Below are 24,987 nucleotides of genomic sequence, written 5' to 3' on the forward strand. Positions count from 1 at the left end.
ATTGTTGGGCGGGGTGTTCGACGAATCTTTTAACGCCGCGCGTTGTCTGCCTCCAGGTTTGCGATCGTCGTCGTAACCGGTCGGAGCGGTTAAATGATTAAGCGGTTTTCGCTCATTTCGGTTTCGATTGCGCTGGGATGCATCGCGACGATTGCGCCTGTGTTGACGAGCATTTACGTCGCGGACGAGGATGTCGAGCGGCGGGATCAGAACGAGTTGCGCGATTTCGCAGCAAAGGCGCTCATGCGCTCGGAACTGGTCACGTATCAAGCCTTTGCCGCGCTCGCAGAACTGGACCGCTTTCCGGGCGCTTCATGTTCTCCGGAGAACCTTGCGCAAGCGGCACGCGTGATTTTCAACTACGGCTACATCCAGGACGCCGGCACGTATAGCGATGGGCAATACCTCTGCTCGCCGCTGCTCGGCGATGTGCGCACGAAGCACCTGGCATTGCCGCCGCCCGATTGGCGAAGTGCCGACGGCTATTCGGTCTGGTTCATGCGCAAAAGCCCATTGAGCGATGTGCGTGAAGATATTCAGGTTGGCCGCAACGGACATTACGTCTTTATCGATCCCAAGTCCTACGTCGACCTGATCGATCCGGCTAGACGCCCGATCGCGGCAATCAATACTGCCACGGGCACGTTATTCGCGTTGTCGTCCGGCGCGAACAAGGATGAGATGCTCAACGCCTGGAAGCTCGGCGGCAAGTTGAACACTCAGGGGTGGTACTACGCCGTCGCAAAGTCCGCAACGCGACCGCTTGCTGTGGTCGTCAAGGCGCCGAGAAGCAGCCTCGTTGGCGACTGGCCGAAACTGCTTGCCATGTGGCTTTCCATCGGCGTTGCGCTTGGCGCTGGCTTCGGTTGGCTCGCGTACAAGCGCGTTTCGCATCAGCTTTCTTTCACTGCGACGCTGGAATGGGCCATCGCACGCAAGAAAATCCAAGTCGTATATCAGCCCATTGTCAGGCTTGCAGACAATCGATGCGTGGGCGTCGAAGCCCTGGTCAGGTGGCAATTGAATGGCCGTTACGTTTCCCCCGAGATTTTTGTCGCTGTCGCCGAGCAAAATCATCTGATCCAGCCGCTTACCGATCTGGTGCTTGCACGGACCATTGCGGAACTGTCGCCGCTCTTCCGTGCAGACCCGACGTTTTACGCATCGATCAATTTGAGCAGTGAGGATTTACGCAGCGATCGGTTTCTTAACCTCCTTACGAATGCACTCAAAGGCACAGGCATTGCCTCTTCGCAGATACGCATTGAAGCCACCGAACGCCGCTTCATGAATGCCGATGAGACTCGCGGCGTAATAGAAGCGTTCAGGACTGCTGGGCATCCGGTTTACATTGACGACTTTGGCACCGGCTACTCCAGTCTCTCCTACCTCCAGACTTTCCAGGTGGATGTTCTCAAAATCGACAAGTCGTTCGTCGACACAATGGCAAAGGACAGTGCCTCGAGCATCGTCGCGCCGCACATCATCGCGATGGCGCATGAGCTGGGTCTGGAAGTGGTTGCCGAGGGTGTCGAATCCGCACCGCAGGTGGAATATCTCAGAGAGAGGGGCGTGCAGTACGTACAAGGTTGGTACTTCGCGAAGGCCATGCCCGTGATCGAACTGATGGCATGGCTACTCGCACGCGAGAAGCCGCAGGAGGCAGCCAGGCTCACCACGTTGTAGCCTCCATCCGCGTAGCCTGGCGCATTCGCGGCAAAGGAGAAGCCATGGAAGAGATCCCCAAAGCCAGGGCCCTGTTCATTGCAGGCTTTGGTCCGATTGTGGTTGAACGCGAGGCTAGCCGCGCCCTCTACAGTCGCGCCTTCGGTATCCCCTTCAAGGAAGAGAAGGACGGCTACCTCCATACGGAGCGTCTGAAAGGCGCAAACACGTTCGCCCTGTGGCCGCTCCCCCAGGCCGCCCAGTCGTGCTTCGGCACGGATTCGTGGCCTCGCGACGTGCCCATCCCGCAAGCCTGGATCGAGTTCGATGTCGAGAACGTCGCAGCGGCTACGGCGGAGCTTGAATCACAAGGGTATCGGATGCTGGTCAGGAACCGGAACGAGCCGTGGGGCCAGGTGGTCAGTCGCTTCATCGGGCCGGAAGGGTTGCTGGTGGGCATTACCTTTACGCCAGCGATGCGTGAAGAGAAGTGACGGCGCCCGGGGGCGTGACCCACGCGAGTGGTTAGAGACCGCCGCCAGCGATCGCTCATTGGATCGGCAGATAGCGCTCCACCAGTCTTGCCCAAAATGCGGAGCCGACGACGAGGTTCTCATCGTTAAAGTCATAGGTCGCGCTATGCAGGGTGTTCCCGCCATCGGTCGGGCCGTTCCCGATGCGCAGGAATGCGCCGGGGCGTTCCTGCAGCATGTACGCAAAGTCCTCGCTGCCCATCAACGGGGCCATCTGCTCCGTCACCCGATCCGCGCCAACCAGCTCTTTCGCGACCGCTATCGCCAGCTCTGTTTCGGCATCGCTGTTGGTCACCATCGGATACCCCTCCACATAGTCGACGATGGCGTGGAGCCCATAACTATCGGCTTGTGCATGCACGAGCCTGGTGATTCTTTCTTTGAGCATGCGCCGCACGTTTGAGTCGAACGAGCGGACGCTGAGGCTCAACTCGACCTCGCCCGGAATCACGTTGGGCGCCGATCCGCCGGCGATCTTGCCAATGGTCACGACCGCGGACTGGGCCGGGTCGACATTGCGCGACACGACGGTCTGCAAGGCCATGACGATGCTGCCTGCCGCCACGATCGGGTCGTTGGCCAGATGGGGGCGGGCAGCGTGCCCACCCTTGCCCACAATCTTCACGAACACGCGGTCGCCCGCGGCCATGAAGTTTCCCTTGCGGAACATGAACGTGCCTGCCGGAGCGCCAGGATGGTTGTGCATGGCGAACACCGCGTCGCAGGGGAACCGTGTGAAGAGTCCTTGCTCGACCATGCGCTTGGCCCCGCTGTCATAGCCGCGCTCTTCGGCTGGCTGGAAGATCAGGTGCACGGTGCCGTCGAAGCATTGGCGTTGCGCGAGGTGTCGGGCCGCGCCGAGCAGCATGGCGGTGTGCCCGTCGTGGCCGCACGCATGCATGCGGCCCGGACGCAGGCTCTTGTGGCTGAAGGTGTTGAGCTCATCGATCGGCAGAGCGTCCATGTCGGCGCGGATTCCGATGCGGCGCTCGCCCGAGCCCAGTCGCAACGTGCCGACCACGCCAGTGCCGGCAATGCCCGTCTCGACCGAGTAACCGTATTCCTTCAGGCGGCTTGCCACGATCTCTGCGGTCTGCACTTCCTCGAACGCCAGTTCAGGGCAGCAATGCAGCGCATAGCGGAGCTTGCGCATGTCGTCGGCAAGCGGTTGCAGGTCGGAGACGGAGCTGAGGTCAGGTAATAGCATGTTCGATTCAGAAAAAAACGGGTGAGCAGACCCTAGAAGGGGCCCCACTGCATGGCGACGCCTGTTGCAATGGCGACGACGCTGATCGCGAACCAGGCAACCAGCAAAGGCAAGACGAACCGCACCCACTTGAAGTAGGGAATGCCGGCCGTTGCGAGGACAGCCATCAGGACACCGGAAGTCGGGTTGAAGCAGTTGATGAAGCCTTCGCCGAGCAACACCGCCTGTACCGTGACCTGCCGGGTCAGGTGCAGCGCGTCGCCGAGCGGAGCGAAGATCGGGATGAGCACCGCGGATTCGCCCGATCCGGACGAGATGCCGACATGAATCAACGCAGCGCTCAGGAACATGCTGATCGCGGCCGCCGTGGAATGGAGCGGGGCAAGCCATCCGGCGAGCATGTTGACGATCGGGTCCAGGATCTTCCCTTCACTGAGGACGATCGAGATGGCGCGCGCCATGCCCACCACGAGCGCGCCCTTGATGAGCCCGCTGCAGCCGTGAAGGAAGGTGTCCGCGATCTTGCCCGGGCGAATGCCGCTCACGACTCCAGAGGCAATCGCCATGACCAGAAACATCGCGATCATTTCGGTCTCGGCCCAGTGCCGCGTCGACGAACCGTAGACGAAGACCGACAGGCAGACGAGCACGATGCCGACGACGATGGCTTGCCGGGCGTCGAGTCGCCGTGACGACGAGGCAGCCATGCTCCCGTCCTGCGCCGGTGCGCAAACCGCGACGCCGCTGATGCGATCCGCGCGAACTCGTGCGATGAGAAACACGATGGTGGCCACCACGAAGGCGATGTAGATGCACACCCGGAAGGTCATGCCGGAAAACATCGGCAGGCCGGCCAGGCGTTGCGACAATCCCGTCGTGACCGGATTGAGGATGCCCGTGTTGAAGCCGGCATAGGTGCCCAGATAGATCAGGCCTGCGCCGATCTCCTTGCGCAGTCCCATCGATTCCGCAAGCAGCAGGCCGAGCGGAACGAACGCCACAACCGAGTTCGTCACCACACCCAAGGTGCCGAGCAGCGAAAAGACCACGCAAAGGACAATCACGGCGATGTGCGTGCGCGTCCCTTCCCGGCGTGCAACCAGGGCGAGCGCGCTGCGCACGGCGCCCGTTGCTTCGAGCACGGCCAGCGCACCGCCGGTGAACAGAATGAGAAAGATGATGGGCGCGGAGACGATCATCCCTTTGGCGAGCGCCACGAACATCTCACCGGGCATCACGCCGTGCTGTGCGACCGGTTTCAGGCTGTTCGGCACCACAAAGCTGATGCCGCTGCTGAGCGTGCGGGAAAATTCGCCTGATGGCACGAGCCATGTGGCAAGCGCGGCCAGCACCAGCATGAGAAAAAGCAGCGCGTAGGGACTGATCGGCTCCTTGCCTGCGCTCACGCGGGATGGCTGGCGCTCTTGCTGCGCGCCTTCAAGTGGCTGGCTGGTGTCGTTCATGGGGCTCCTCCATCGATGCGCTCGAGTTGCAATCGCTTTGTTTTTGTCCGGCTTGGGGGCGTCAACATCCCTTGACCGGCTCCGGGGCGCAGTATCAGCGAAAACGGGCATGGAAAGTTGCTTGCGCTGCTGCGAAAATGTTGCATGACATGCAACACTGGAGCCCTCATTGGATCCCTTTGAACGGAGCCTCTCGGAGCGCACGCTGCAATACCTGGTCGCGATCGCGACGTACGGCGGAATGCGTCAGGCCGCGCTTGGCCTGAATGTGAACGTCTCGACAATCAGTCGGCAGGTCGCCCTTGCCGAGCGAGAACTACGGCTTTCGCTCGTGACGCGCCGCGGCCGGAAAATGGAGTTGACCGAAGCAGGTCAGATGGCGGTCGACTATTTTCGCGACTGCGAGCGCCATGCCCGCCGATTCCGCGCCCAGCTCGATGAATACCGCAGCCTCCGGCGCGGGCAGGTCACGATCGCCGCGGGCGAGGGCATCACGACGAGTCTGGTCTCGGTCGTCTTGAGGCCTTTTTTGGAGCGATACCCCGACATCGTCGTAGAGCTGCGCACCGGCTCGCTGCCCCAGCTCATCTCCATGATCCGGGAGGACGTGGTCGATATCTGCGTGTCCATCGGCGCGTCGAACGATCCGACACTGAACGCGCGCATGTTCCAGAGCGAGCCTTTATGCGCGATCTTCCCGGTCGGCCATCCGATGTCGTCGCGCAAGTCGGTGAAGATGGAGGAGCTCGAGAACGAGCGTCTGGTCTTCATGCCCGCGGAGTTCGGGCTGCAGGCCCATGTCGATGCGATCCTGGCCGATATTGGACGCACCTGGGTGCCGGCATTCCGCTGCGACCGGTTTTCGACAGCCGCTGCCATTGCGGCGCAAAACCTGGCCATTGCATTCATGACGCGCGGGGCTGCTCAGGAGCGGATCGCCGCCGGTCAGGTCAAGGCCGTGCCGGTCGACCACCCAATCGCACGCACGTTCGATCGCTACGTGATCACTCGGGCTGGCCGCAGACTGGGCCCGGCTGCGAACTATCTACTGCGGGAAATCGTCAGGCTAATGTCGACGGTGTAGCGCGAGACGCGGCACGGGCTGCGCTCGGGGCATACGTGCCTGACGACATGTGTCCAGACGCGGCGCGCGATATCGATCTTCAGGAAACGTTGGTGCATCAGACGATGCACGCGCCGCGGATTCATGGTTGCCGCTTCATGCCGCGCCGTTGATCGCGGGGTTCTGTCCGCCCGCGCCAGACGTGGGGTGTGGTTCGCCCGCGACCCGGAGTGGCTTGTCGTGCGCGGAAGAGATGGACGGTGCACCCGTCACGCCCGGCAGCATCGACTGCAGAGAATCTCCAGCCAGGCCGATTTCCTTGAGCAGCGAATCAACGAGCGGCGCGTGCGCTCGATACGACAGCGCAGCCGACATGGCTTGCTCGGCGAGATTGCCGCCGCCGGCCCCGCCGCCTGCGCCTGGCGTGCCATCGGCGGACGATGCGCCCTGACGGTTCAGCCCATCGACCTGGATGATCTTGATGCCGTCGATCGACTTCATCGGCTCGACCGTCTGCTCGATGATCGCCGGCAGCGCCTGCAACAAGGCCAGTTTGAACTTCAGGCTGGTCTGATCCGACGAGAGCGTATTGATCGCATCGTTCAGCGCGCGCTGCGCTTCGGCCTCGGCCAACCCCTTCTTGCGCTCGGCCTCGGCCAGTTCGACGATCGCGGTGGCCTGCATCTGCGCCGCCTCGCGTTCGGCCCGCGCCTTGGTCGTGATGTGCACGGCATTCGTCTCGGCTTCCTGCGCCGCTTCGATCAGGGCGACCTGCTTGGCGCGATCGGCTTCCGCCGTGCGGCGCGTGGTTTCGACGAGCTGCTCCGCTTTCACGGCCTCGGCAAGCGATTCGTTGGCGCGCGCCTGTGCCTGAGACTGGGCCTCGGACTTCTGCGCGATGATGATTGCCTTTTCCTGCTCGGCGATCTGCGTGACCTTGGCTTGGTCGATTTCCTTCACGCGCACTTCGCGCTCGGCTTCGACCTTGCGCGAACGCACTGCCTGCTCGCGATCGATCTCCGACTCCTGCACCTGACGCTCGGCGACAATGCGGCTTTGCTCGGCTTCCTGATGGCGCTCCGCCTCGAACGCGGTAATGCGCGCACTTTGCTCGGCGGCGCGCGTCTTCACCTGCTGCTCCTGGTCGAGCTTCATGAAGGCTTCCTGCTGCTCGATCTCGAGCCGCTTGGCAAGCGCGTCGCGGTTCTTTTCTCGCACGGAAACTTCGGTGTCCTGCTCGACCTCGTTGCGCTCCTTGCGGCGGCGCTCCGTTTCCTGCGTGAGCTTCGTGAGACCTTCCGCGTCGAACGCGTTGTTCGGGTCGAAATACTCCTTGGAGGTCTGGTTGAAGTTGGTGAGCGAAACGCTTTCGAGCTCCAGCCCGTTCTTGGTGAGATCCTCGGCGACCGTGTTCTGCACGCCTTGCACGAATTTTTCGCGAGCGTCCTGCAGATCCTGCATCGTCATTTGCGCGGCGGTCGAACGCAATGCGTCCACGAACTTGTCGTCGACGAGCGCGCGCAGATTCTCGGGCGCCAGCGTGCGTTGGCCCAGCGTTTGCGCCGCGGTGGACACGCCTTCCGCCGTAGGCTTGACGCGCACGAAGAACGCGACCACCACATCGACACGCATGCGGTCTTTCGTGATCAGGCTGTCACGCGAGGCGCGGCTGACTTCCAGCTTCAGCGTATTCATGTTGATCGGAATGACCTCATGGAACACCGGCAGCACGACGGCGCCGCCGCTCATGATGACCCGCTGGCCGCCCAACCCCGTGCGCACAAACGCCCGCTCGGCCGACGCCCGCACATACAGACGCGCGAAGATCAGCCCGATCAGGCACAGCCCGACGACCACCGCCAATCCGATGGCCCCCCAGAATATGATCGTATCCATTGCTTTATTCGACTCTCAACGTAAATGGCAACAACGAAATCCGGCGTGCATAAGCCGCCGGCCGCGCTTCATCCATCGTGACGCGGACTCTTGATGGCCCGATACAACGATCCCGTGACGCGAGCGACGATCAATACCGTTTGCCCGCGTACAAATACCTGCCCTGCATCGTCAGGCTCGATTCGAACGTAATGCGCCTGACCGAATTCGTCGACGAAACGCGCCTCGGCCGGATTGCCTTGCGAGGCTTGCCCCGTAACAATGCGCACCGCCCGGCCGATAAAGTCGATTTCCGATAGCGCGCTCGATTCTTCCTGCGGCACGAGACGGCCGATCGGCTTGCCCGACTTGCGAACGAACAGCAAGGACAGCGGCAGTGCCACGCAGGCGGCAAGCGAAGGCGGCAGCATGAAGTGGAACAGCGCCTGCATGATCGACTGCAGTAACAGGCCTGCAACAGCGAATCCGGTGAGGAACAGAACGAGCAGGATAAGAAACGGCACACGGCCGATATGCAGCCAGCCCAGAAACTGCGCGACGACTCCTGTTTCGGCACCGGCTCCCGTGTGATCGATCTCGAAGTGGTGCTCAATCAAATTGCCTGCGTGCCCGGTTACGCTGAAGCCGAACAACAGTGTCAGGCCTTCCAGCACGCCGACTGAGATCATTATCCCGATTGCCATTATGAATGGCGCATATCCCGGTTGCAGCAATGAGGTCATGTGTTGTTTTCTGTCTCTGCGATATTCAGGTTCGAGTCTATATCGAATCCATGAAGTATGCGGGATGTTTCATGGGCGCACTCAATGTGTGGATGCCCCGGAGCGTGGGAATCGAAAATGTATTGAATTGAGCGAGGAAGATTGTCAAAAAATGGCAATATTTGTCGCGCATAGATTTTATCTTAGAACCTGCGAATGAAAATCCATGCGTGCCAGGACGAGGAAGGCGATTACTAGCGCGACGAATATGCCAAGTAGCCAGAGCCAGCCACGACGGGTACTCGGGAGATCGGCATTTCCCCCGGCTGCGATGCTGAATGCCACCCCCAGGATCAAGGCCAGCGCCTTGCATAGCATCCTGAAAGGCCACACGATCCAGTCTCCTAGCCGGCGGAACCGTGAATCGCGCTCGGGGCGCACGTTTCTATTTCGGAGATCGAATGTCATGTCGATACGCTGGCGCAATGGCTATATTCGCTCCCGCAAGTTGTTTCTCCACACTCGAGCTTTTTAAACCGTCGCCACCAAAAACGACTCCCCCGTTGAGGGCCGCAGCCCATCGCTACGTCCAGCAAAATACCGCGCAACGATATCGGCGGTGCTCACATGCCCGGCCTTCGAAAAGCCGGCCTCCTTCGCAAGCGCAAGCATTTCCTCCGGACGAAAGAAGCTGAGAAACGGCGTACCCGCGGCGCATGCGCGTTCATAAACGGCCTCGTGTTGCGCGCGCTCCGCAGGGTCGACGAGATCGAGCGGCAGCGTGAAGGTCATGGCGAGCGTCGATCCCGGAGCGAGCTGCGCGATCTGGCGCAGCGTGGCGAGATTCGCCTCGCGCGTGAGGTACATCGACACGCCCGTGGACGCCACCACGGTGGGTGCTTTCGCATCGAACCCCGCGCTCGCCAGCAGCGTCCACCATGACTCGCCCGCCTCGAAGTCCACAGGCACGAAGCGCAGCCACGCCTGCTCGCGATAGCCAAGTTCGATGAGCCGCTGGCGCTTCCATGCCTGCGTGCCGGGCTGATCGACTTCATACACGTGGAGCCGCGCGGCAATCTCGGGATGGCGCTGCGCGAACGTGTCGAGGCCCGCGCCCAGAATCACGTATTGCGCGACGCCCGCATCGGCCTGCGCGGCGACGAGATCCTCGATGAACCGCGCGCGGCCGACGATGGACGCGCGATAGCCGCGCGTGCCTTCGGGATGCATGTCGGGGCGATTGCGCCAGTTCGCGTCCAGTGCGGCGAGTTGCATGCCGATTGCGTCGTTGAGCACGTGCGGTTCGGCATCGACTTCCAGATGCAGAGCGCGCCAGAGCGCGACGCGGATGGCGCTGGAATCGGGTGTGGCCGTTTTCGGGTCTTGCATGAGGGTTCTCCGGTTTCGCGGGCTATGCGGCGCGCTATTGGGCGCGATCACCCGAGCGCCTGGCGCAACGCCGGACAGTGTATCCGGCGCTGGCGCTCAACCATCGTCAACCTGTCCCGCGATCCTGATCGATGCCGGGGCCTACCCCATAAATCTCCGCGCTCACCGCACGCAGCGCGTCGATCATGACGCTCGCCGCCGGCGAGAGCAGGCGGTCGGCGCGCGTGATGATGCCGAAGTCGTCCATCTGGCAGTCCATCGGCAGCGGCAGCACCGCGACCATGCCGTGCGCCGCGTAATAGTGCGCCACGTCCTCGGTGAGCACGGCGATCATGTCGCTTTGCTCGAGCACGCGCGTGATGAAGAGCAGCGCGGGCGTTTCCACGACATTCGAGGGCGGCGCGAGGCTCGCGCGCTGGAACATCAGCTCGAAGCGATGGCGCAGCACGCTGCCGACCGGCGGCACGACCCAGGTGGCGCGGGCCACGTCGGCGAGCGTGAGTGGCGCGTGGGCTCGTGCATGTGCTGCATCCGGCGTCCGTTTGTGCGCACCTTCGCGTGCACCTTTATCCGCGCTGTCATCCATAGACTCACGCGCGGCCTCCAGCAGCGGATGCCCCGGCCGCACCACGGCGCACACCGGCTCGCCCGTGAGCGGCGCGTAGCGCAACTGCAAGTTGTCGTGCTCGGCGGAAAGCCGCCCGAGCACCACGTCGAGCTTCTCCTGCGCGAGATGTTCGAGCAGCACATTGCTCGCGTCGATCTCCACGGAGATGCGCATGTTCGCATGCGTGCGCTTGACCGCCGCCACCGCCGCGGGCAGCACGCGCACGCCCGGCGAGGTGATCGCGCCCACCGCCACATGGCCGAGGCGCCCGGCCTTCAGCGCGGCGAGCTCCTCCTGCGCCTGGTCGAGGCTGCCGAGCACGGCGCGCGCGTGCCGGATCAGCGCGTCGCCGTAAAGCGTGGGCCGCATGCCGCGCGGCAGGCGCTCGAACAGCACCGCGCCCAGCATCTCCTCGAGCTCGCGCAGGAGCTTCGAGGCCGCGGGCTGCGTCAGGTTCAGTGACGCCGCCGCGCGATGAATATTGCCTTCCTCCGCGAGCGCGACGACCAGCAGCAACTGACGCGTCTTGAGCCGCGTGCGCACGTACCAGGGGCTCGAATCGAGCATGTTTCGCCTGCCTGTCCCAAATAGTTTTCAGTGTTTATACCAATGCCGAAATCGATATCGAAAGCAGCCGATTTTTCATTAGAAAGTTATCAGACTTCTCCCTAGACTGAGCCGACCGCTCCCTACAGACCCGGACGATGTCGGCAACGAAACCCAAACTGCGCTCCCAACAGTGGTTCGGCACCACGGACAAGAACGGCTTCATGTATCGAAGCTGGATGAAGAATCAGGGCATCCCCGATCACGAATTCGATGGTCGTCCGATCATCGGCATCTGCAATACGTGGTCCGAGCTCACGCCCTGCAATGCGCACTTCCGCAAGCTCGCCGAGCACGTGAAGCGCGGCGGGTACGAGGCCGGTGGCTTTCCCGTGGAGTTCCCCTACGTGGTGGCCTACGTCGACCGCACGGTGGTGGGCTTCGCGAAGCTGCACATGAACGCCGCCGTGGGGCTGAGCGACGCCGTCTATGGTCTGGGCGCGGGCCTTTTCTTCATCGGCTACTTCCTCTGCGAGGTGCCGAGCAACCTCGCGCTCGAACGCTTCGGCGCGCGTGTGTGGTTCGCGCGTATCCTGTCGTGACGTTCGCGGTGCGCGCTGCATTGCGGCCGGCACCGCGCGGCGAGGACGCCGTTGCGAGCGGGTCGTGAGCAAGGAGTCAGCGCGCGGCCCCATGCACTTTTTATGGCAGGACTGACGATATGAATACGAGCCTTTCAAGCATCAGGCCGCGCTATCGCGGCATCTTCCCCGTGGTGCCGACCACCTTCACCGAGACCGGCGAGCTCGACCTGCCGAGCCAGAAGCGCGCCGTCGATTTCATGATCGATGCGGGCTCGGATGGCCTGTGCATTCTCGCGAACTTCTCAGAGCAGTTCTCGCTCTCCGACGACGAACGCGAAACCATAACGCGCACGGTGCTCGAACATGTGGCGGGCCGCGTGCCGGTGATTGTCACCACGACGCATTACGGCAGCAACGTGTGCGCGGCGCGCAGCAAGCGCGCGCAGGAGCAGGGCGCGGCGATGGTCATGTTGATGCCGCCGTACCACGGCGCGACGTTTCGCGTGCCTGAGCAGCAGATTTACGAGTTCTACGCGCGCGTATCCGACGCCATCGACATTCCCATCATGATCCAGGACGCGCCCGCGAGCGGCACGGTGCTCTCCGCGGCGTTTCTCGCGCGCATGGCACGCGAGATCGAGCAGGTGGCGTACTTCAAGATCGAGACGCCGGGCGCCGCGAACAAGCTGCGCGAGCTGATCCGCCTCGCGGGCGAGGCGGCCGAGGGCCCGTGGGATGGCGAAGAAGGCATCTCGCTGCTGGCGGATCTCAATGCCGGCGCGACCGGTTCGATGACGGGCGGCGGTTTCCCGGACGGCATCCGTCCGATCATCGAGGCACATCGCGCGAGCCGTGTCGACGAAGCCTTCACGCTCTATCAGAAGTGGCTGCCGCTCATCAATCACGAGAACCGCCAGGCGGGGTTGCTCGCCTGCAAGGCGCTCATGAAGGAGGGTCGCGTAATCGCGTGCGAGCTGCCGCGCCATCCGTTGCCTGCGATGCATCCTGAAACGCGCGCCGAACTGGTCGCCATCGCGCGCCGGCTCGATCCGCTCGTGCTGCGCTGGGGCAAGTGATTGGTTCGATATCCAGAGTAATGAATTGACCAGTTTCGATCAAGAGGCAAAGGTCGTCATGAACGCGTCATATACGTTGGCCATCGTCGGCGTCGGCAAGATCGCGCGCGACCAGCATTTGCCTGCCATCGCGGGCAACCCCGGTTTCGAGCTCGTGGCGAGCGCGAGCCGCAACGCGCAGGTCGAGCACGTGCGCAACTACACCGATATCGGTGCGCTGCTTGCCGCCGAGTCCGAGCTTGACGCCGTCTCGCTCTGCGCGCCCCCGCAGGTGCGCTACGAGCAGGCGCGCGCCGCGCTCGAAGCGGGCAAGCACGTGATGCTGGAAAAACCGCCTGGAGCGAGCGTGAGCGAAGTGGAGGCGCTGCGCGAGCTGGCGCGCCAGCATAACCGCACGCTATTCGCTACGTGGCATTCGCGCTGCGCGAGTGCCGTCAAACCGGCGCGTGCGTGGCTTGCGCAACGGACGATCCGTGCCGTGCACGTGCGCTGGAAAGAAGACGTGCGGCGCTGGCATCCGGGCCAGCAATGGATCTGGGAGCCGGGTGGCCTCGGCGTGTTCGATCCCGGCATCAACGCGCTTTCGATCGTCACGCGCATCCTGCCGCGCGAAGTGCTGCTGCGCGGCGCGACGCTGCACGTGCCCAGCGATTGCGCGACGCCCATCGCCGCCGAGCTCGATTGCATCGACACCGACGGCGTACCGGTGCGCGCCGAGTTCGACTGGCAGCACGGCCCTGTCGAGCAATGGGAAATCGACGTGGAAACCACGGACGGCCTGCTCTCGATCGCCGAAGGCGGCAAGCGTCTCGCCATCGCGGGCGAGCCGGTCGAGCTGGAGGCGGAGCGCGAGTATGCCGCGCTCTACGAGCGCTTTCACTGGCTTATCGCGCACGGGGCCGAAGACGTGGACGTGCGTCCGCTGCGGCTCGTGGCCGACGCGTCCCTGCTCGGCCGGCACGTCGAGGTCGAGGCCTTCGGTCGATGAGTGCCTCGCGCTTTCCGTCAGTACCGGATTCGCGCAAGCATCCTGCTGCTGGCCGTGCTGTTCGACTCGTTCCGGCGCAGCTGGCGGGCGGTATGAGCAAGAGGCGCAGCGCGCGAGCAGCGATGGGTGGCGCCGCGTGCTCGCGAGCGCGGCTAGCTCTCCAGCGCCGCCCCACCCAGAATAGTATTCGCATCCGCACGCGCATTATCGAGCTGCACGACACTCGCCTGCCTTGCGGCCAGCGCGTCGCGGTTCTCGATTGCCGTGAGAATAGCCTTATGCCGCGGCAGCGAAAGCGCATGCGTATTCGGATGCCGGCTCGTGAGCTTGATCGACTCGCTGAGCGCAAGCGAAAGCATATTGCCGATATACGCGAGCATGTCATTGTGCGTGGCCGCCATGATCGCGCGGTGAAACTCCAGGTCGGGCTCGAGCAGATCGGCCGCCGTCTTGGCCTGCTCCATGCGTGCATAGGCAGCGGCAATGCGCGCGCGGTCTTCGTCGCTGGCGGAAATGGCGGCAAGCGCGGCCGCCGCGGGCTCGATGATCTGCCGCACCATCAAGAGCGAGCGGAAGAACTCGCCTTCGGGAATGCTGTTCACGGTCCAGTACAGCACGTCGGGGTCGAGCATGTGCCATTCTTCGCGCCGCCGCACCACGCTGCCCACGCGCGGCTTGGACACCACGAGGCCCTTGGCCACCAGCACGCGCGTGGCCTCGCGCAGCACGGGACGGCTCACGCCATAGGTCTCGCACAACGTGGGCTCCGCGGGCAGACGCTGGCCCGGCGCGAGCTTGCCGCCCACGATCTGCATGCCGAGCTCCTGCACGATGCGCCCGTGCATGCTCTTGCGTTTCTCTAAGTTGCGGTAATCCATGTTTGTCTTGCCGGAGCGTCCGGTGTGGGCGGCCCGCTCCGACACCCCCTGTTGTAAAGGCCCGGTGCACCCGAGGTGCTCTGTGCGCTCAGTGCGTACTATTGGTGCGCATGGCCCGGTATTCCCGCCGCACGATGTCCATGAGCTCCGCCACCGACGTGAGCGCACTTTTCTGTTCGTAGGTCACGCGGCCTCGCTGCATCAACATGATGCGATCCGCAATATCGAGCGTCTGCGCATAATTGTGCATGATCATGATAATGGATAGGCCGCCTTTCTCCTTCAATCGCATCAGGAGGTCGATGATGAGCCCCGCCTCGCGCGCGCCCATCGCGGCGAGCGGCTCGTCGAGCAACAGGATCTTCGCATTCGAATGCACGGCGCGCGCCACGGCAATGGCCTGGCGCTGACCGCCCGATAGGCGCTCGACAGGCAAATCCACCGAAGGCACATGCACGCCGATGTCGTCGAGGCATTGCGCGGCGCGCTCGCGCATCTGCTTGTGGTCGAGCAGCCTGAATGGCCCGCGTCGCACGATCTCGCGGTTCAGGAACATGTTGTGGTAAATGCTCAGCGAATTCGCGAGCGCGAGATCCTGATAGACGCATTCGATGCCGAGCGCGCGCGCATGATCGACCGAGCGCAGCAGCGTCTCCTGGCCATCGATATAGAGCGTGCCGCTCGTCTGCTGATGAAAGCCCGTGAGAATCTTCACGAGCGTGGACTTGCCCGCGCCGTTGTCGCCGAGTACGCCCAGTATCTCGCCCTTGCCGAGCGTGAGCGAGACGCCGTCGAGCGCCGTCACCGCGCCAAAGCGCTTCACGAGGTGCTCGCCGCGCACCGCGAGCGGCGCATCGGACGTGGCGGTTGCACCGGGGGCCGATGCACCGGAGTCCGCGCCCGTCCCGGGAGAGGAGGCTTGCGATTCGTCCATCAGCGTCCTCCTTTGCGGCGTATGCGTCCGACGTGGATGTTGAAGATCATGGCCGCCAGAATCGCGGCGCCCAGGATGATGTTGAACGTGAACGCGTTGATGCCGATGAGCGTGAAGCCGTCGTTGAGGATGCCGAGCACCGCCGCGCCGATCAGCCCGCCCACGATGGTGCCCGAGCCGCCCGTGAGCGGCGTGCCGCCGATCACGGCGGCGGCCACGGCGAGGAACATGATCTGGTTGCCGCCCGCCTGCGGGTCGATGGAGGTGATGCGAAAGGCTTCGAGCATGCCGGTGAAGCCCGCGAGCACCGCGGCGAGAATGAAGTTGCCGAGGCGCAGCCGGTTCACGTGAATACCGGCCTCGCTCGCGCCGAGCGGGTTCGCGCCCGCCGCCTGCGTGTGCAGGCCCCAGCGCGTGTGCCGCAAGAGCACGTGCATCGCGAACGCGATGGCCACGGTCCAGAGGATCTCGCTATAGCCCCACGCGCCCATGAAGCCGGAGAACGTGGTCGAGCCCGGCGTGGCGGCGGGCGTGCCGCGCGAGACCGTGAGCGTGATGCCGTTGATGAGAAAGAGTGTGCCGAGCGTGGTGACGAACGAGGGCAGCCGCAGCCACACGGTCACGGCGCCGTTCACGAAGCCAATGACCGCGGCGGCCACGAGACCCGCAACTACGGCGAGCCACATGGGCGCGCCCGCGTCGTTCGCGAACACCATCATGAACGGCGCGAATGCGAACACCATGCCCGCCGAAAGGTCGATGTCGCCGCCGATCATCAGCATGATTTCGCCGAACGCGATGATCGCCACTGGCGCGATGAACTGCGAGAGATTGACGAGACTCGCGTTGGTGAGCAGGAAATCGTGGTTCGCGAATTCGAAGTAGGCGGCCAGCAGCACGGCTACGAGCAGGATGCGCAGCTCGGGCGCCCATTGCGATGCGAATGAAACGCCCGCGCGCCGGGGCGCGCGGACCGCTTCGATCTTGCCTGATTCGTTCACTGTATCCATCACGACTTGATTGCGCCGTTCATCGGGACGATTTGCGGCTTGGTGGTCTTGCCTTCATAGCGCGTCGAGGTGTTCAGGTACGGCTCGACGGTCGCCTTCGTCACGAATTTCAGGCCCGTGTTGACGTCGGCCGGACCGACCAGGCCGCCCGAGGCGAGGAACACGAACGCCTCCATCACCGTATAGAAGCCCTGCACGTAGGGCTGCTGATCGATGGTGAAGTCGAGGAAGCCTTCGTGGATGAGCTGGATGGTGGTGGGCAGCAAGTCGAAGCCGCCGCCGTGCACGCCCTTCGAAGGCAGGTTCGACTCCTTCATCACCTGCGCAACGCCCTGTGTGCTGCCCGCATCCACGGCGAACATGCCCTTCAGGTCCTGGTGGCCCAGATAGAACGACTTGATCTTCGAAAGCTCCTCGTTGACGGTCGCGCCCGTGGCCACGGTCTGGATGTCGATCTTCTTGCCGGACTTCTTGATGGCGTCGCTCGCGCCATCGAGACGCGGCTGGATATTGAGCTGCCCCGGCGTCGCGATGAAGAGCCCGACCATGCCGCTGTCGATGAGGCTCACGATGCGCTCGCCCATCTGGTAGCCCGAGAGATACAGGTCCTGGCCGATATAGGCAAGGCGCGGATTATGCTTGCCGCGCGGTGCGTCGGCGTTGTAGGCGAACACCGGAATGCCGGCGTCGAGCGCGGCCTGGATAGGCTTGTCGAAGGCGCTCGGATCGACGATCGGCACGGCGATGGCGTCGGCCTTGGCGGCAATCGCCGAATTCACCGCGCGCACCATTTCGCCCGCGTCCGAGGTGGCCGATCCGGTCCACTGATAGTCCATGCCGAGCAACGCGCAGGCATCCTGAATGCCGTATTGCGTGGGCACGAAGAACGGGTTCGTGGTGACGTGATTGACGAACACGATCCGCCACTTCTTGTGCGAGGGAAATGCCGTCTCCGCCGCCTGGGCCTGCGAAATCAGCCCGCCCGCGCCGCCGAGCGCGCCCATGAGCGAAAGCGCCGCGCCTAGCCCGGCGCCCTGCATCAGCCCCCGCCGCGCGGCGTTCAAACCGTTGCTGTTGCCTTCCTTGTCGTCATCCCGTTGCTGTGCCATGTCTTCCTCCGGCTCTCTTCTTCGTGGGTCGATGTGGTCGACGTTGAGTCGATCGCGTGCAGATGCTGGACGGCACCGGGAGTGCGCTGGGCAGCGCAAGACTGTGGCGTGGCGACGTGCAACCCCGATCCGGAAGTGCTCGATACGCGCCGTGCGGTACCGCAAAAATGGTAGTGCAGCGCGGTTGCGCCTCCTAATCCATGTATACCCCTAACTAGTCCGACTATTGGAAGCGTGGGTAACAAAGCGCTTACGACGCTGCTTGCTGCGCTTTACGCCTCGCGCGGCGGCGCGGCGGCGAGCTTCGTCTGATCGAGCGGCGTGGCCTGCTGCACGCGCTCGCGCGGCGCGCGCGCAGCGCCCTTGCCGCCGCCGGTGGACTTGCGGCGCGCGGCGTGACGCTCGGTGGCGCGCTGCAGCAGACAGAACGCGCAGAGCAGGGCGCCGATCACGATGCGCGTCCACCAGGAGCTGAGCGTGCCGTCGAACGTGATGAGGGTCTGGATCGTGCCGAGGATACCCACGCCGAACACCGAGCCGATCACGTAGCCCACGCCGCCCGTGAGCAGCGTGCCGCCGATCACGGTCGCGGCGATGGCGTCGAGCTCCATGCCCTGCGCCTGCAAGCCGTAACCCGAGAGCACATAGAGCGTGAACACCACGCCGCCGAGCGCGGAGCAAAAACCCGAGAGCGCGTAGACGGCGATCTTGGTGCGCGCGACGGGCAAGCCCATGAGCAGCGCAGAGCGCTCGTTGCCGCCGATGGCGTAGACGTTGCGCCCGAAGCGCGTGAAATGCGCGATGACGATACCCGCTGCAAGCATCGCGAGCGCGGTGAGCGAGCCCGTGGTGAGCGAGCCGCTGCCCACGGGGATGCTGAATTCGGAGAGCGCGTGAAAGCCGGCGTCGCTGATCTGGATGGATTCGGTGGTGATGAGAAAGCAGGTGCCGCGCGCGAGGAACATGCCGGCGAGCGTGATGATGAAGGGCTGCAGCCGGAAGAAGTGGATCAGCGCGCCCATCGCCGCGCCGTATAGCGCGCCGAGCAGCAGCACGAGCGGCACGACCACGGCCACGGACCAGTGCAGCTTCTCGGTGCCCACGGCGCACAGGATCGTGGTGAGCGCGACAACGGCGCCCACGGAAAGATCGATGCCGCCCGAGATGATCACGAACGTCATGCCGATGGCCACGATCAACAGGAACGCATTGTCGACGAGGAGTCCGAATAAAACTTGCAGTGAGAAGAAGCCGGTGTACATGACGGAGCCGAAGCCGAACAGCACCACGAACAGCAGTATCGTGACAACAATGGGCAGCACGCGCGGATCGACGAAGCGCGAGACGCCGCGCCGCAAGGTGGCGAGCGTGCCCACAGCAGCGTCGGCATTGGCGTTGGCGGATGGTGGGCGGCTCATGCTCGGTTTCCCCGAAGTCGTTTTTCAGGCCCGCGCACGCCGCGCGAGCGCGATGCGCTTGAGTTGATGGGCCGCGAACGCGCGCGCGGCGGGCGACTGGATCACGCACACGCACAGCACGACCACGGCCTTGACGACGAGCGTGGCCTCGGGCGGCACGCCGATCGAATAGGTGGTGTAGGTGAGCGTCTGGATGATGAGCGCGCCTAGCACCGTGCCGGCGAGGCTGAAGCGCCCGCCCGAGAGCGAGGTGCCGCCGAGCGTCACGGCGAGGATCGCATCGAGCTCGAGCAACAACCCCGCGTTGTTGCCATCGGCGCTGCGCACGTTCGAGCTGATGAGGATGCCGGCGATGGCCGCCGTCACGCCGCAACACGCATAGGTGCCAAATACCACGGCGTGCGAAGAGAGGCCCGCGAGCCGCGCGGCCACGGGATTCACGCCAATGGAGCGGATGAAAAGCCCGAGCGCCGTGCGATTCACGATGAGCACGGTGAGCACGGTCACGGCGACGGCGATCCACACGGCGCAGGGCACGAGCGCAAAGTAGCCGCCGCCCGCATACAGATAGCCCATCGCGCCGATGGGGATGATCTGGCCGCCCGTGAGCAGTTGCGCGACGCCGCGTCCGGCCACCATGAGGATCAAGGTCGCGATGATCGGCTGCATGCCCACGACGGCCACGAGCAGCCCGTTCCACATTCCTGCGGCGAGGCCCACGGCGAGTGCCGCGCCGAACGCGGCGGCCACGCGCGAGGGGTCATCGGCGAGCACGGTGGCCGCCGCCGCGCCCGCGATCGCGACCACGGCGCCCACCGAAATGTCGATGCCGCGCGTGGCGATCACGAGCGTCATGCCGAGCGAGACCACGACGAGCGGCGCGGCGCGCATGAGGATGTCGATGGGCGCACCGAACAGATGCCCGCCCAGCAGCGTGATAGCGAGGAAGTTCGCGCGATGCGCGACGTCGACGGCAAACAAGGCCACGAGCGTGAGCGCGGGCCACACGAGCGGATGCTTGAGCACGAGCGCGAGCCAGGCGGGCAAGCCGGAACGCAGCACGGCAGGCGGGCGCACGTTCATTTGCGGTCTCCCGCGATGAGGCCATAGACCTCGTGCTCAGAACGCGACTCTCCGGATAACTCCGCCACCTTGCGCCGGTCGCGCAGCACGGCGATGCGATCGCTCACGCGCACCACCTCGCTGATCTCCGATGAGATGAAGAGAATGCCGAGCCCCTTCGCGCAGAGCGCGCGCACGCGGTCCATGATTTCGAGCTTGGCGGCCACGTCGATGCCGCGCGTGGGCTCGTCGAGAATCAGGAGGCGCGGCTCGGTCGCGAGCCAGCGCGCTAGCAGCACCTTCTGCTGATTGCCGCCCGAAAGCAGGCCGATGGGCTGCTCCGCGTCGCGCGCCTTGATGCCGAGCTGCGCGATATACGCATTGGCCAGCTCGCGCTGGCGTGCGCGTCCGATCATGCGCCACCAGCCGCGCCGCGCTTGCAGCGCGAGCACGATGTTCTCGCGGATCGAGAGATCGGCGACGATGCCTTCCTTCTTGCGATCCTCGGGACAATACGCCAGGCCGTGACGGACCGCGTCGCGCGGCGAGGCGAGCTTCACGGTCTTGCCGTTCACGCGCACGGCGCCCGCGTCGGCCCGGTCGGCGCCGAACAAGAGGCGCGCCGTTTCCGTGCGTCCCGAGCCCAGCAGGCCAGCGAGACCGAGAATCTGGCCCGGCCGCACTTCGAGATCGAGCGCGTTGAGCACGCCCCGGCGCGCGATGCCCTGCGCGGCGAGATACGGCTCGCCGGTTTGCGCGGCGGCGCCCTGTGTGTGCGTCACTTGCGTGCCGGGCGTGCGTGGCGGCTCGTTGGCGAGCGCGAGCCGCTCGTCGGCCTGGCTTACCCCCACCATCCTGGCGACCAGCGCCTGCACCGGCAAGTCGGCGGCGAGATACTCGCCTTCGCGCTCGCCGTTGCGCATCACGGTGATGCGGTCGGAGATCGCGTAGGTCTGCTCAAGAAAATGTGTGACGAACAGGATCGCGATGCCCGATGCCTTCAGCTTGCGCAGTACGTCGAAGAGGCGCGCGACTTCGCCTTCGTCGAGGCTCGAAGTCGGTTCGTCGAGAATGAGAATGCGCGCATCGACGGAAACGGCACGCGCGATCGCCACCATCTGCTGCATGGCGATGGGGTAGGTGTCGAGCGACTGCGTGACGTCGAGCGAGAGATTGAGCCCGGCAAGCGCCTCCCCCGCGCGCCGGTGGATCGTCTTCCAGTCGATCAGGCCGCGCTTGCGTGGCTGGCGGCCCGCGAAAATATTCTCCGCCACCGAGAGATTCGGGCAGAGATTGACTTCCTGATAGAGCGTCTGGATGCCCGCGGCCTCGGCTTCCTGCGGCGTCGCGAAGCGCACTGGCTGGCCGGCGAGACGAATCTCTCCGGCCTCGGGCTCGTGCACGCCCGTGAGGACGTTGATGAGCGTGGACTTGCCCGCGCCGTTCTGGCCCATCAGCGTGTGGACCTCGCCGGGGAACAGGCGAAAATCGACGCCGTCGAGCGCGCGCACGCCGGGAAACGTGCGCGTGAGGCCGACGGTTTCAAGCAACGGCGTAGGGCTCATGCGTGCGAGTGCCTGGCGGTCAATGGGCGGCTATGTGGGGGTCAATACTTGCGCGACGGCAGCACCTGCGCCGCCACATTCTCCTGGAACACCGTTTCGTTCGTGACAATGCGCTTGGGCAACGGCTTGCCCGCCACCACGTCCTTCACGGCGCTCATGAGCTGCGGCCCGAGCAGCGGGCTGCATTCCACATCCACGTTCATCTTGCCGGCGATCATCGCCTGGAAGCCGCCCTTGGTGGCGTCGAACGACACCACGCTCACATCCGTGCCCGGCTTCATGCCCGCTTCCTCCATGGCCTGGATCGCGCCGAGCGCCATGTCGTCGTTATGCGCGTAGACCACGTTGATCTTGTTGCCGTATGTCTTGGCGAACGCCTCCATCACCTGCTTGCCGCCCGCGAGCGTGAAGTCGCCGCTTTGCGAGGCGATGATCTTGAACTTCGGATCGTTCTTGATGACCTCGATGAGGCCCGCATGACGGTCGTTCGCGGGCGCGGAGCCTACGGTGCCCTGCAATTCGACGATATTGACCGGGCCGGGATTGTTCTTGTAGTGGTCCTCGAGCCACTTGCCCGCCCGGCGGCCTTCTTCCATGAAGTCCGAGCCGATCATCGTTACATAGAGCGACTGGTCTTTCACGTCGATGTTGCGGTCCGTGAGGATCACGGGAATCTTCGCGCGCTTCGCTTCCTGGAGCACTGGCTCCCAGCCCGACTCCACCACGGGCGAGAAGGCGATCACGTCCACCTTTTGCGCGATGTACGAGCGGATCGCCTTGATCTGGTTTTCCTGCTTCTGCTGGGCGTCCGAGAACTTCAGGTTGATACCGGCATCTTTCGCTGCGGCCTTGACCGATACGGTGTTGGCGGTGCGCCAGGCGCTTTCCGCACCCACCTGGGCGAAGCCCAGCGTGATCTGCTTGTCTTCGGCGTGCGCGGCGCCCGCCGCAAACGAAAAAGCCGCGGCAGCGGCGATGAAGCCGCTTGCCATGCGAGTAGCCAGTTTCATGCAAGTCTCCGATGTCGCTTAGTAGTTCTTTATTTAATTCACGGCGCTTTCGCCGCATTCCCTATGTCCGGACTGGCCGGACCGTGTCGCGAGTCGCTCGCGCCATCCCAGGCCAGCGTTTATCCGCTATGGTTAAATCCGCCGGCCATCCGCCTTGCAAATTTCAATAGCCAAACTATATGCAACGCTATGTGCCGTTTTTATTAGCGTTTTCCCGACCATCGACCCTTATATAGTCATGCTATTTATGGGTTTTCTCACTTAGTGGGCAAAGCCATGAACACTCGCAAATCCCGCCTCCGCTCGGCCGCGTGGTTCGGCACCACGGACAAGAACGGCTTCATGTACCGGAGCTGGATGAAGAATCAGGGCATCCCCGAGCACGAGTTCGAGGGCAAGCCGATCATCGGCATCTGCAACACGTGGTCGGAGCTCACGCCCTGCAACGCGCACTTTCGCAAGCTCGCCGAGCACGTGAAGCGCGGCGTGTATGAGGCGGGCGGCTTTCCTGTCGAATTCCCCGTGTTCTCCAACGGCGAGTCGAACCTGCGGCCCACGGCGATGTTCACGCGCAACCTCGCTTCGATGGACGTGGAGGAGGCCATCCGCGGCAACCCCGTGGATGCGGTCGTGCTGCTGTGCGGCTGCGACAAGACCACGCCCGCGCTCCTGATGGGCGCGGCGAGCTGCGACGTGCCCGCCATCGTCGTGAGCGGCGGCCCGATGCTCAACGGCAAGCACGAAGGGCGCGACATCGGCTCGGGCACGGTGGTGTGGCAACTGAGCGAGCAGGTGAAGGCGGGCACGATCTCGATGCACGAATTCATGTCGGCGGAGGCGGGCATGTCGCGCTCGGCGGGCACTTGCAACACCATGGGCACGGCTTCGACCATGGCGTGCATGGCCGAAGCGCTGGGTGTCACGCTGCCGCACAATGCTGCGATTCCCGCCGTGGATGCGCGTCGCTACGTGCTCGCGCATTTGTCGGGAATGCGAATCGTCGAGATGGCGCTCGAAGACCTCAAGCTCTCGAAGCTGCTCACGCGCGCCGCGTTCGAGAACGCCATCCGCACGAATGCCGCGATTGGCGGGTCGACCAATGCAGCCATTCACTTGAAGGCGATCGCGGGGCGCATCGGGGTGACGCTGGAGCTCGACGACTGGACGCGCATTGGCCGCAACACGCCGACCATCGTCGATTTGCAGCCCTCGGGCCGTTACCTGATGGAAGAGTTCTATTACGCGGGTGGCCTGCCGGCGGTGCTGCGGCGCCTGGGCGAAGCGAACCTGCTGCCGCATCCCGACGCGCTCACCGCAAACGGCCACACGCTATGGGAGAACGTGCGCGAAGCGCCGAACTTCAACGAGGAAGTGATCCGTCCGCTCGGCAATCCGCTCGTGCACGACGGCGGCTTGTGCGTGCTGCGCGGCAACCTCGCGCCGAACGGCGCAGTGCTCAAGCCCTCGGCGGCCTCGCCGAAGCTGCTCAAGCATCGCGGCCCCGCCGTGGTGTTCGAGGACTTCGACGACTACAAGGCGCGCATCGGCGACCCCTCGCTCGACGTCACGCCCGACTCGGTGCTCGTGATGAAGAACTGCGGGCCGAAGGGCTATCCCGGCATGGCCGAGGTGGGCAACATGGGGCTGCCGCCGAAGCTGCTCGCGCAGGGCGTGACCGACATGGTGCGCGTCTCGGATGCGCGCATGAGCGGGACGGCCTACGGCACAGTGGTACTGCACGTGGCGCCCGAGGCGCGGGCGGGCGGGCCACTTGCGATCGTGCGCAACGGCGACTGGATCGAGCTCGATTGCGAAAAGGGCACGCTGCGCGTGGACATCAGCGACGAGGAGATCCGCACGCGCCTGGCCGCATGGGCCGCCGCGAAAAAACCCGACCCGGCGGACGGCAGCGGCTATCGCAAGCTCTATGTCGAGCACGTGCTGCAGGCCGACGAAGGATGCGATTTCGATTTCCTCGTAGGCTGCCGGGGAGCGGAGGTGCCCAGGCATTCGCATTGAAGGCGCTGGGGCGCAAAAAAGCCCACCGCGTGAGAGGCTGTCGCGCATGACCCAGAACATCTATGACGACCCCGCTTTTTTTTGAACGCTACAGCCGACTGAGCCGCTCGGTGCAGGGGCTCGACGGCGCGCCCGAGGGGCCCGCGCTGCGTGCATGGTGCTCGGGTTTTGTTGTCGATCTTGCTGGCGTTGGCCTTTCCTTGTTTTCATGTAGGTATATTAGTGTTGCCCCTGTGCGGGGCGGCACCTACTTTTCTTTGCAGC

General features: G+C 64.1%; 20 protein-coding genes and 2 pseudogenes. 8 read left to right on the forward strand and 14 right to left on the reverse strand.

What is annotated here, in order from left to right:
* The first annotated feature begins 93 nt into the window (after window positions 1-93).
* Complete coding sequence (locus tag EYW47_RS34785; RefSeq protein WP_133199347.1) at window positions 94-1,686, forward strand: EAL domain-containing protein; 1,593 nt, start codon at window positions 94-96, stop codon at window positions 1,684-1,686.
* Between the two features lie 44 nt (window positions 1,687-1,730).
* Complete coding sequence (locus EYW47_RS34790) at window positions 1,731-2,159, forward strand: VOC family protein (RefSeq protein WP_133199348.1); 429 nt, start codon at window positions 1,731-1,733, stop codon at window positions 2,157-2,159.
* A 55-nt stretch (window positions 2,160-2,214) separates the two neighbouring features.
* Here EYW47_RS34790 and EYW47_RS34795 read toward each other — a convergent pair whose 3' ends face one another.
* Entirely contained in the window at window positions 2,215-3,405 is a 1,191-nt protein-coding gene (locus EYW47_RS34795) for a M20 aminoacylase family protein (RefSeq protein ID WP_133199349.1), read from the reverse strand.
* 32 nt (window positions 3,406-3,437) lie between these two features.
* Complete coding sequence (locus EYW47_RS34800) at window positions 3,438-4,979, reverse strand: YfcC family protein (RefSeq protein WP_240764046.1); 1,542 nt, start codon at window positions 4,977-4,979, stop codon at window positions 3,438-3,440.
* 58 nt (window positions 4,980-5,037) lie between these two features.
* Between EYW47_RS34800 and EYW47_RS34805 the strand changes: the two genes are divergently transcribed.
* Window positions 5,038-5,952 carry a LysR family transcriptional regulator gene (locus tag EYW47_RS34805; RefSeq protein ID WP_133199350.1) on the forward strand — a complete coding sequence of 305 codons (915 nt, stop codon included), beginning with the start codon at window positions 5,038-5,040 and terminating at the stop codon, window positions 5,950-5,952.
* 135 nt (window positions 5,953-6,087) lie between these two features.
* On the opposite strand, the gene EYW47_RS34810 is transcribed toward EYW47_RS34805, so the two are convergent.
* The 4 genes from EYW47_RS34810 to EYW47_RS34825 all read right to left on the reverse strand — a co-directional run bounded on the left by EYW47_RS34810 (window position 6,088) and on the right by EYW47_RS34825 (window position 11,091).
* Window positions 6,088-7,827, reverse strand: coding sequence for a flotillin family protein (locus tag EYW47_RS34810; protein WP_133199351.1), 1,740 nt, complete (start codon window positions 7,825-7,827; stop codon window positions 6,088-6,090).
* A gap of 68 nt (window positions 7,828-7,895) precedes the next feature.
* Window positions 7,896-8,549 (reverse strand): YqiJ family protein, encoded by a 654-nt coding sequence (locus tag EYW47_RS34815; protein ID WP_133199352.1) that lies wholly within the window; start codon window positions 8,547-8,549, stop codon window positions 7,896-7,898.
* Window positions 8,550-9,059: 510 nt separating this feature from the next.
* Window positions 9,060-9,917: a class I SAM-dependent methyltransferase gene (locus EYW47_RS34820; protein WP_133199353.1), complete on the reverse strand. Its 858-nt coding sequence runs from the start codon at window positions 9,915-9,917 to the stop codon at window positions 9,060-9,062.
* 106 nt (window positions 9,918-10,023) lie between these two features.
* Window positions 10,024-11,091, reverse strand: a complete 1,068-nt coding sequence (locus EYW47_RS34825) for a LysR substrate-binding domain-containing protein (protein WP_133199354.1) — start codon at window positions 11,089-11,091, stop codon at window positions 10,024-10,026.
* 137 nt (window positions 11,092-11,228) lie between these two features.
* Between EYW47_RS34825 and EYW47_RS34830 the strand changes: the two are divergent.
* The 3 genes and pseudogenes from EYW47_RS34830 to EYW47_RS34845 form a co-directional block, all read left to right on the forward strand.
* Window positions 11,229-11,474, forward strand: a pseudogene (locus tag EYW47_RS34830) (dihydroxy-acid dehydratase domain-containing protein); the annotation flags it as partial.
* 317 nt (window positions 11,475-11,791) lie between these two features.
* A complete protein-coding gene (locus tag EYW47_RS34840; protein WP_133199355.1) occupies window positions 11,792-12,730 on the forward strand; it encodes a dihydrodipicolinate synthase family protein in 939 nt (312 codons plus the stop codon).
* Window positions 12,731-12,788: 58 nt separating this feature from the next.
* Window positions 12,789-13,718, forward strand: coding sequence for a Gfo/Idh/MocA family protein (locus EYW47_RS34845; RefSeq protein ID WP_133199356.1), 930 nt, complete (start codon window positions 12,789-12,791; stop codon window positions 13,716-13,718).
* A 152-nt stretch (window positions 13,719-13,870) separates the two neighbouring features.
* On the opposite strand, the gene EYW47_RS34850 is transcribed toward EYW47_RS34845, so the two are convergent.
* The 8 genes from EYW47_RS34850 to EYW47_RS34885 form a co-directional block, all read right to left on the reverse strand.
* Window positions 13,871-14,596 (reverse strand): FadR/GntR family transcriptional regulator, encoded by a 726-nt coding sequence (locus EYW47_RS34850; protein ID WP_133199357.1) that lies wholly within the window; start codon window positions 14,594-14,596, stop codon window positions 13,871-13,873.
* Between the two features lie 88 nt (window positions 14,597-14,684).
* The gene (locus EYW47_RS34855) at window positions 14,685-15,530 is read right to left on the reverse strand and encodes an ATP-binding cassette domain-containing protein (RefSeq protein WP_133199358.1); all 846 of its coding nucleotides are present in this window, start codon (window positions 15,528-15,530) and stop codon (window positions 14,685-14,687) included.
* Window positions 15,530-16,540, reverse strand: a complete 1,011-nt coding sequence (locus EYW47_RS34860) for an ABC transporter permease (protein WP_133199359.1) — start codon at window positions 16,538-16,540, stop codon at window positions 15,530-15,532. The genes EYW47_RS34855 and EYW47_RS34860 overlap by 1 nt, the downstream gene beginning before the upstream one ends.
* Window positions 16,540-17,649 carry a sugar ABC transporter substrate-binding protein gene (locus EYW47_RS34865; RefSeq protein WP_133199360.1) on the reverse strand — a complete coding sequence of 370 codons (1,110 nt, stop codon included), beginning with the start codon at window positions 17,647-17,649 and terminating at the stop codon, window positions 16,540-16,542. Before EYW47_RS34865 ends, EYW47_RS34860 begins: the two co-directional genes overlap by 1 nt.
* A gap of 272 nt (window positions 17,650-17,921) precedes the next feature.
* A complete protein-coding gene (gene yjfF, locus EYW47_RS34870) occupies window positions 17,922-19,007 on the reverse strand; it encodes a galactofuranose ABC transporter, permease protein YjfF (protein ID WP_240764047.1) in 1,086 nt (361 codons plus the stop codon).
* An 84-nt stretch (window positions 19,008-19,091) separates the two neighbouring features.
* The gene (locus tag EYW47_RS34875) at window positions 19,092-20,150 is read right to left on the reverse strand and encodes an ABC transporter permease (protein ID WP_133199362.1); all 1,059 of its coding nucleotides are present in this window, start codon (window positions 20,148-20,150) and stop codon (window positions 19,092-19,094) included.
* Complete coding sequence (locus EYW47_RS34880; RefSeq protein ID WP_133199363.1) at window positions 20,147-21,694, reverse strand: sugar ABC transporter ATP-binding protein; 1,548 nt, start codon at window positions 21,692-21,694, stop codon at window positions 20,147-20,149. The genes EYW47_RS34875 and EYW47_RS34880 overlap by 4 nt, the downstream gene beginning before the upstream one ends.
* 41 nt (window positions 21,695-21,735) lie before the next feature.
* Window positions 21,736-22,686, reverse strand: coding sequence for an ABC transporter substrate-binding protein (locus EYW47_RS34885; protein WP_240764048.1), 951 nt, complete (start codon window positions 22,684-22,686; stop codon window positions 21,736-21,738).
* 294 nt (window positions 22,687-22,980) lie between these two features.
* Here EYW47_RS34885 and EYW47_RS34890 point away from each other — a divergent pair, with 294 nt between their 5' ends.
* Entirely contained in the window at window positions 22,981-24,723 is a 1,743-nt protein-coding gene (locus EYW47_RS34890) for an IlvD/Edd family dehydratase (RefSeq protein WP_133199365.1), read from the forward strand.
* Between the two features lie 46 nt (window positions 24,724-24,769).
* Window positions 24,770-24,987, forward strand: a pseudogene (locus EYW47_RS42225) (hypothetical protein); the annotation flags it as partial.

Origin of the sequence: Paraburkholderia silviterrae (assembly GCF_004353915.1) — a bacterium.
Taxonomy (GTDB): Bacteria; Pseudomonadota; Gammaproteobacteria; order Burkholderiales; family Burkholderiaceae; genus Paraburkholderia; species Paraburkholderia silviterrae.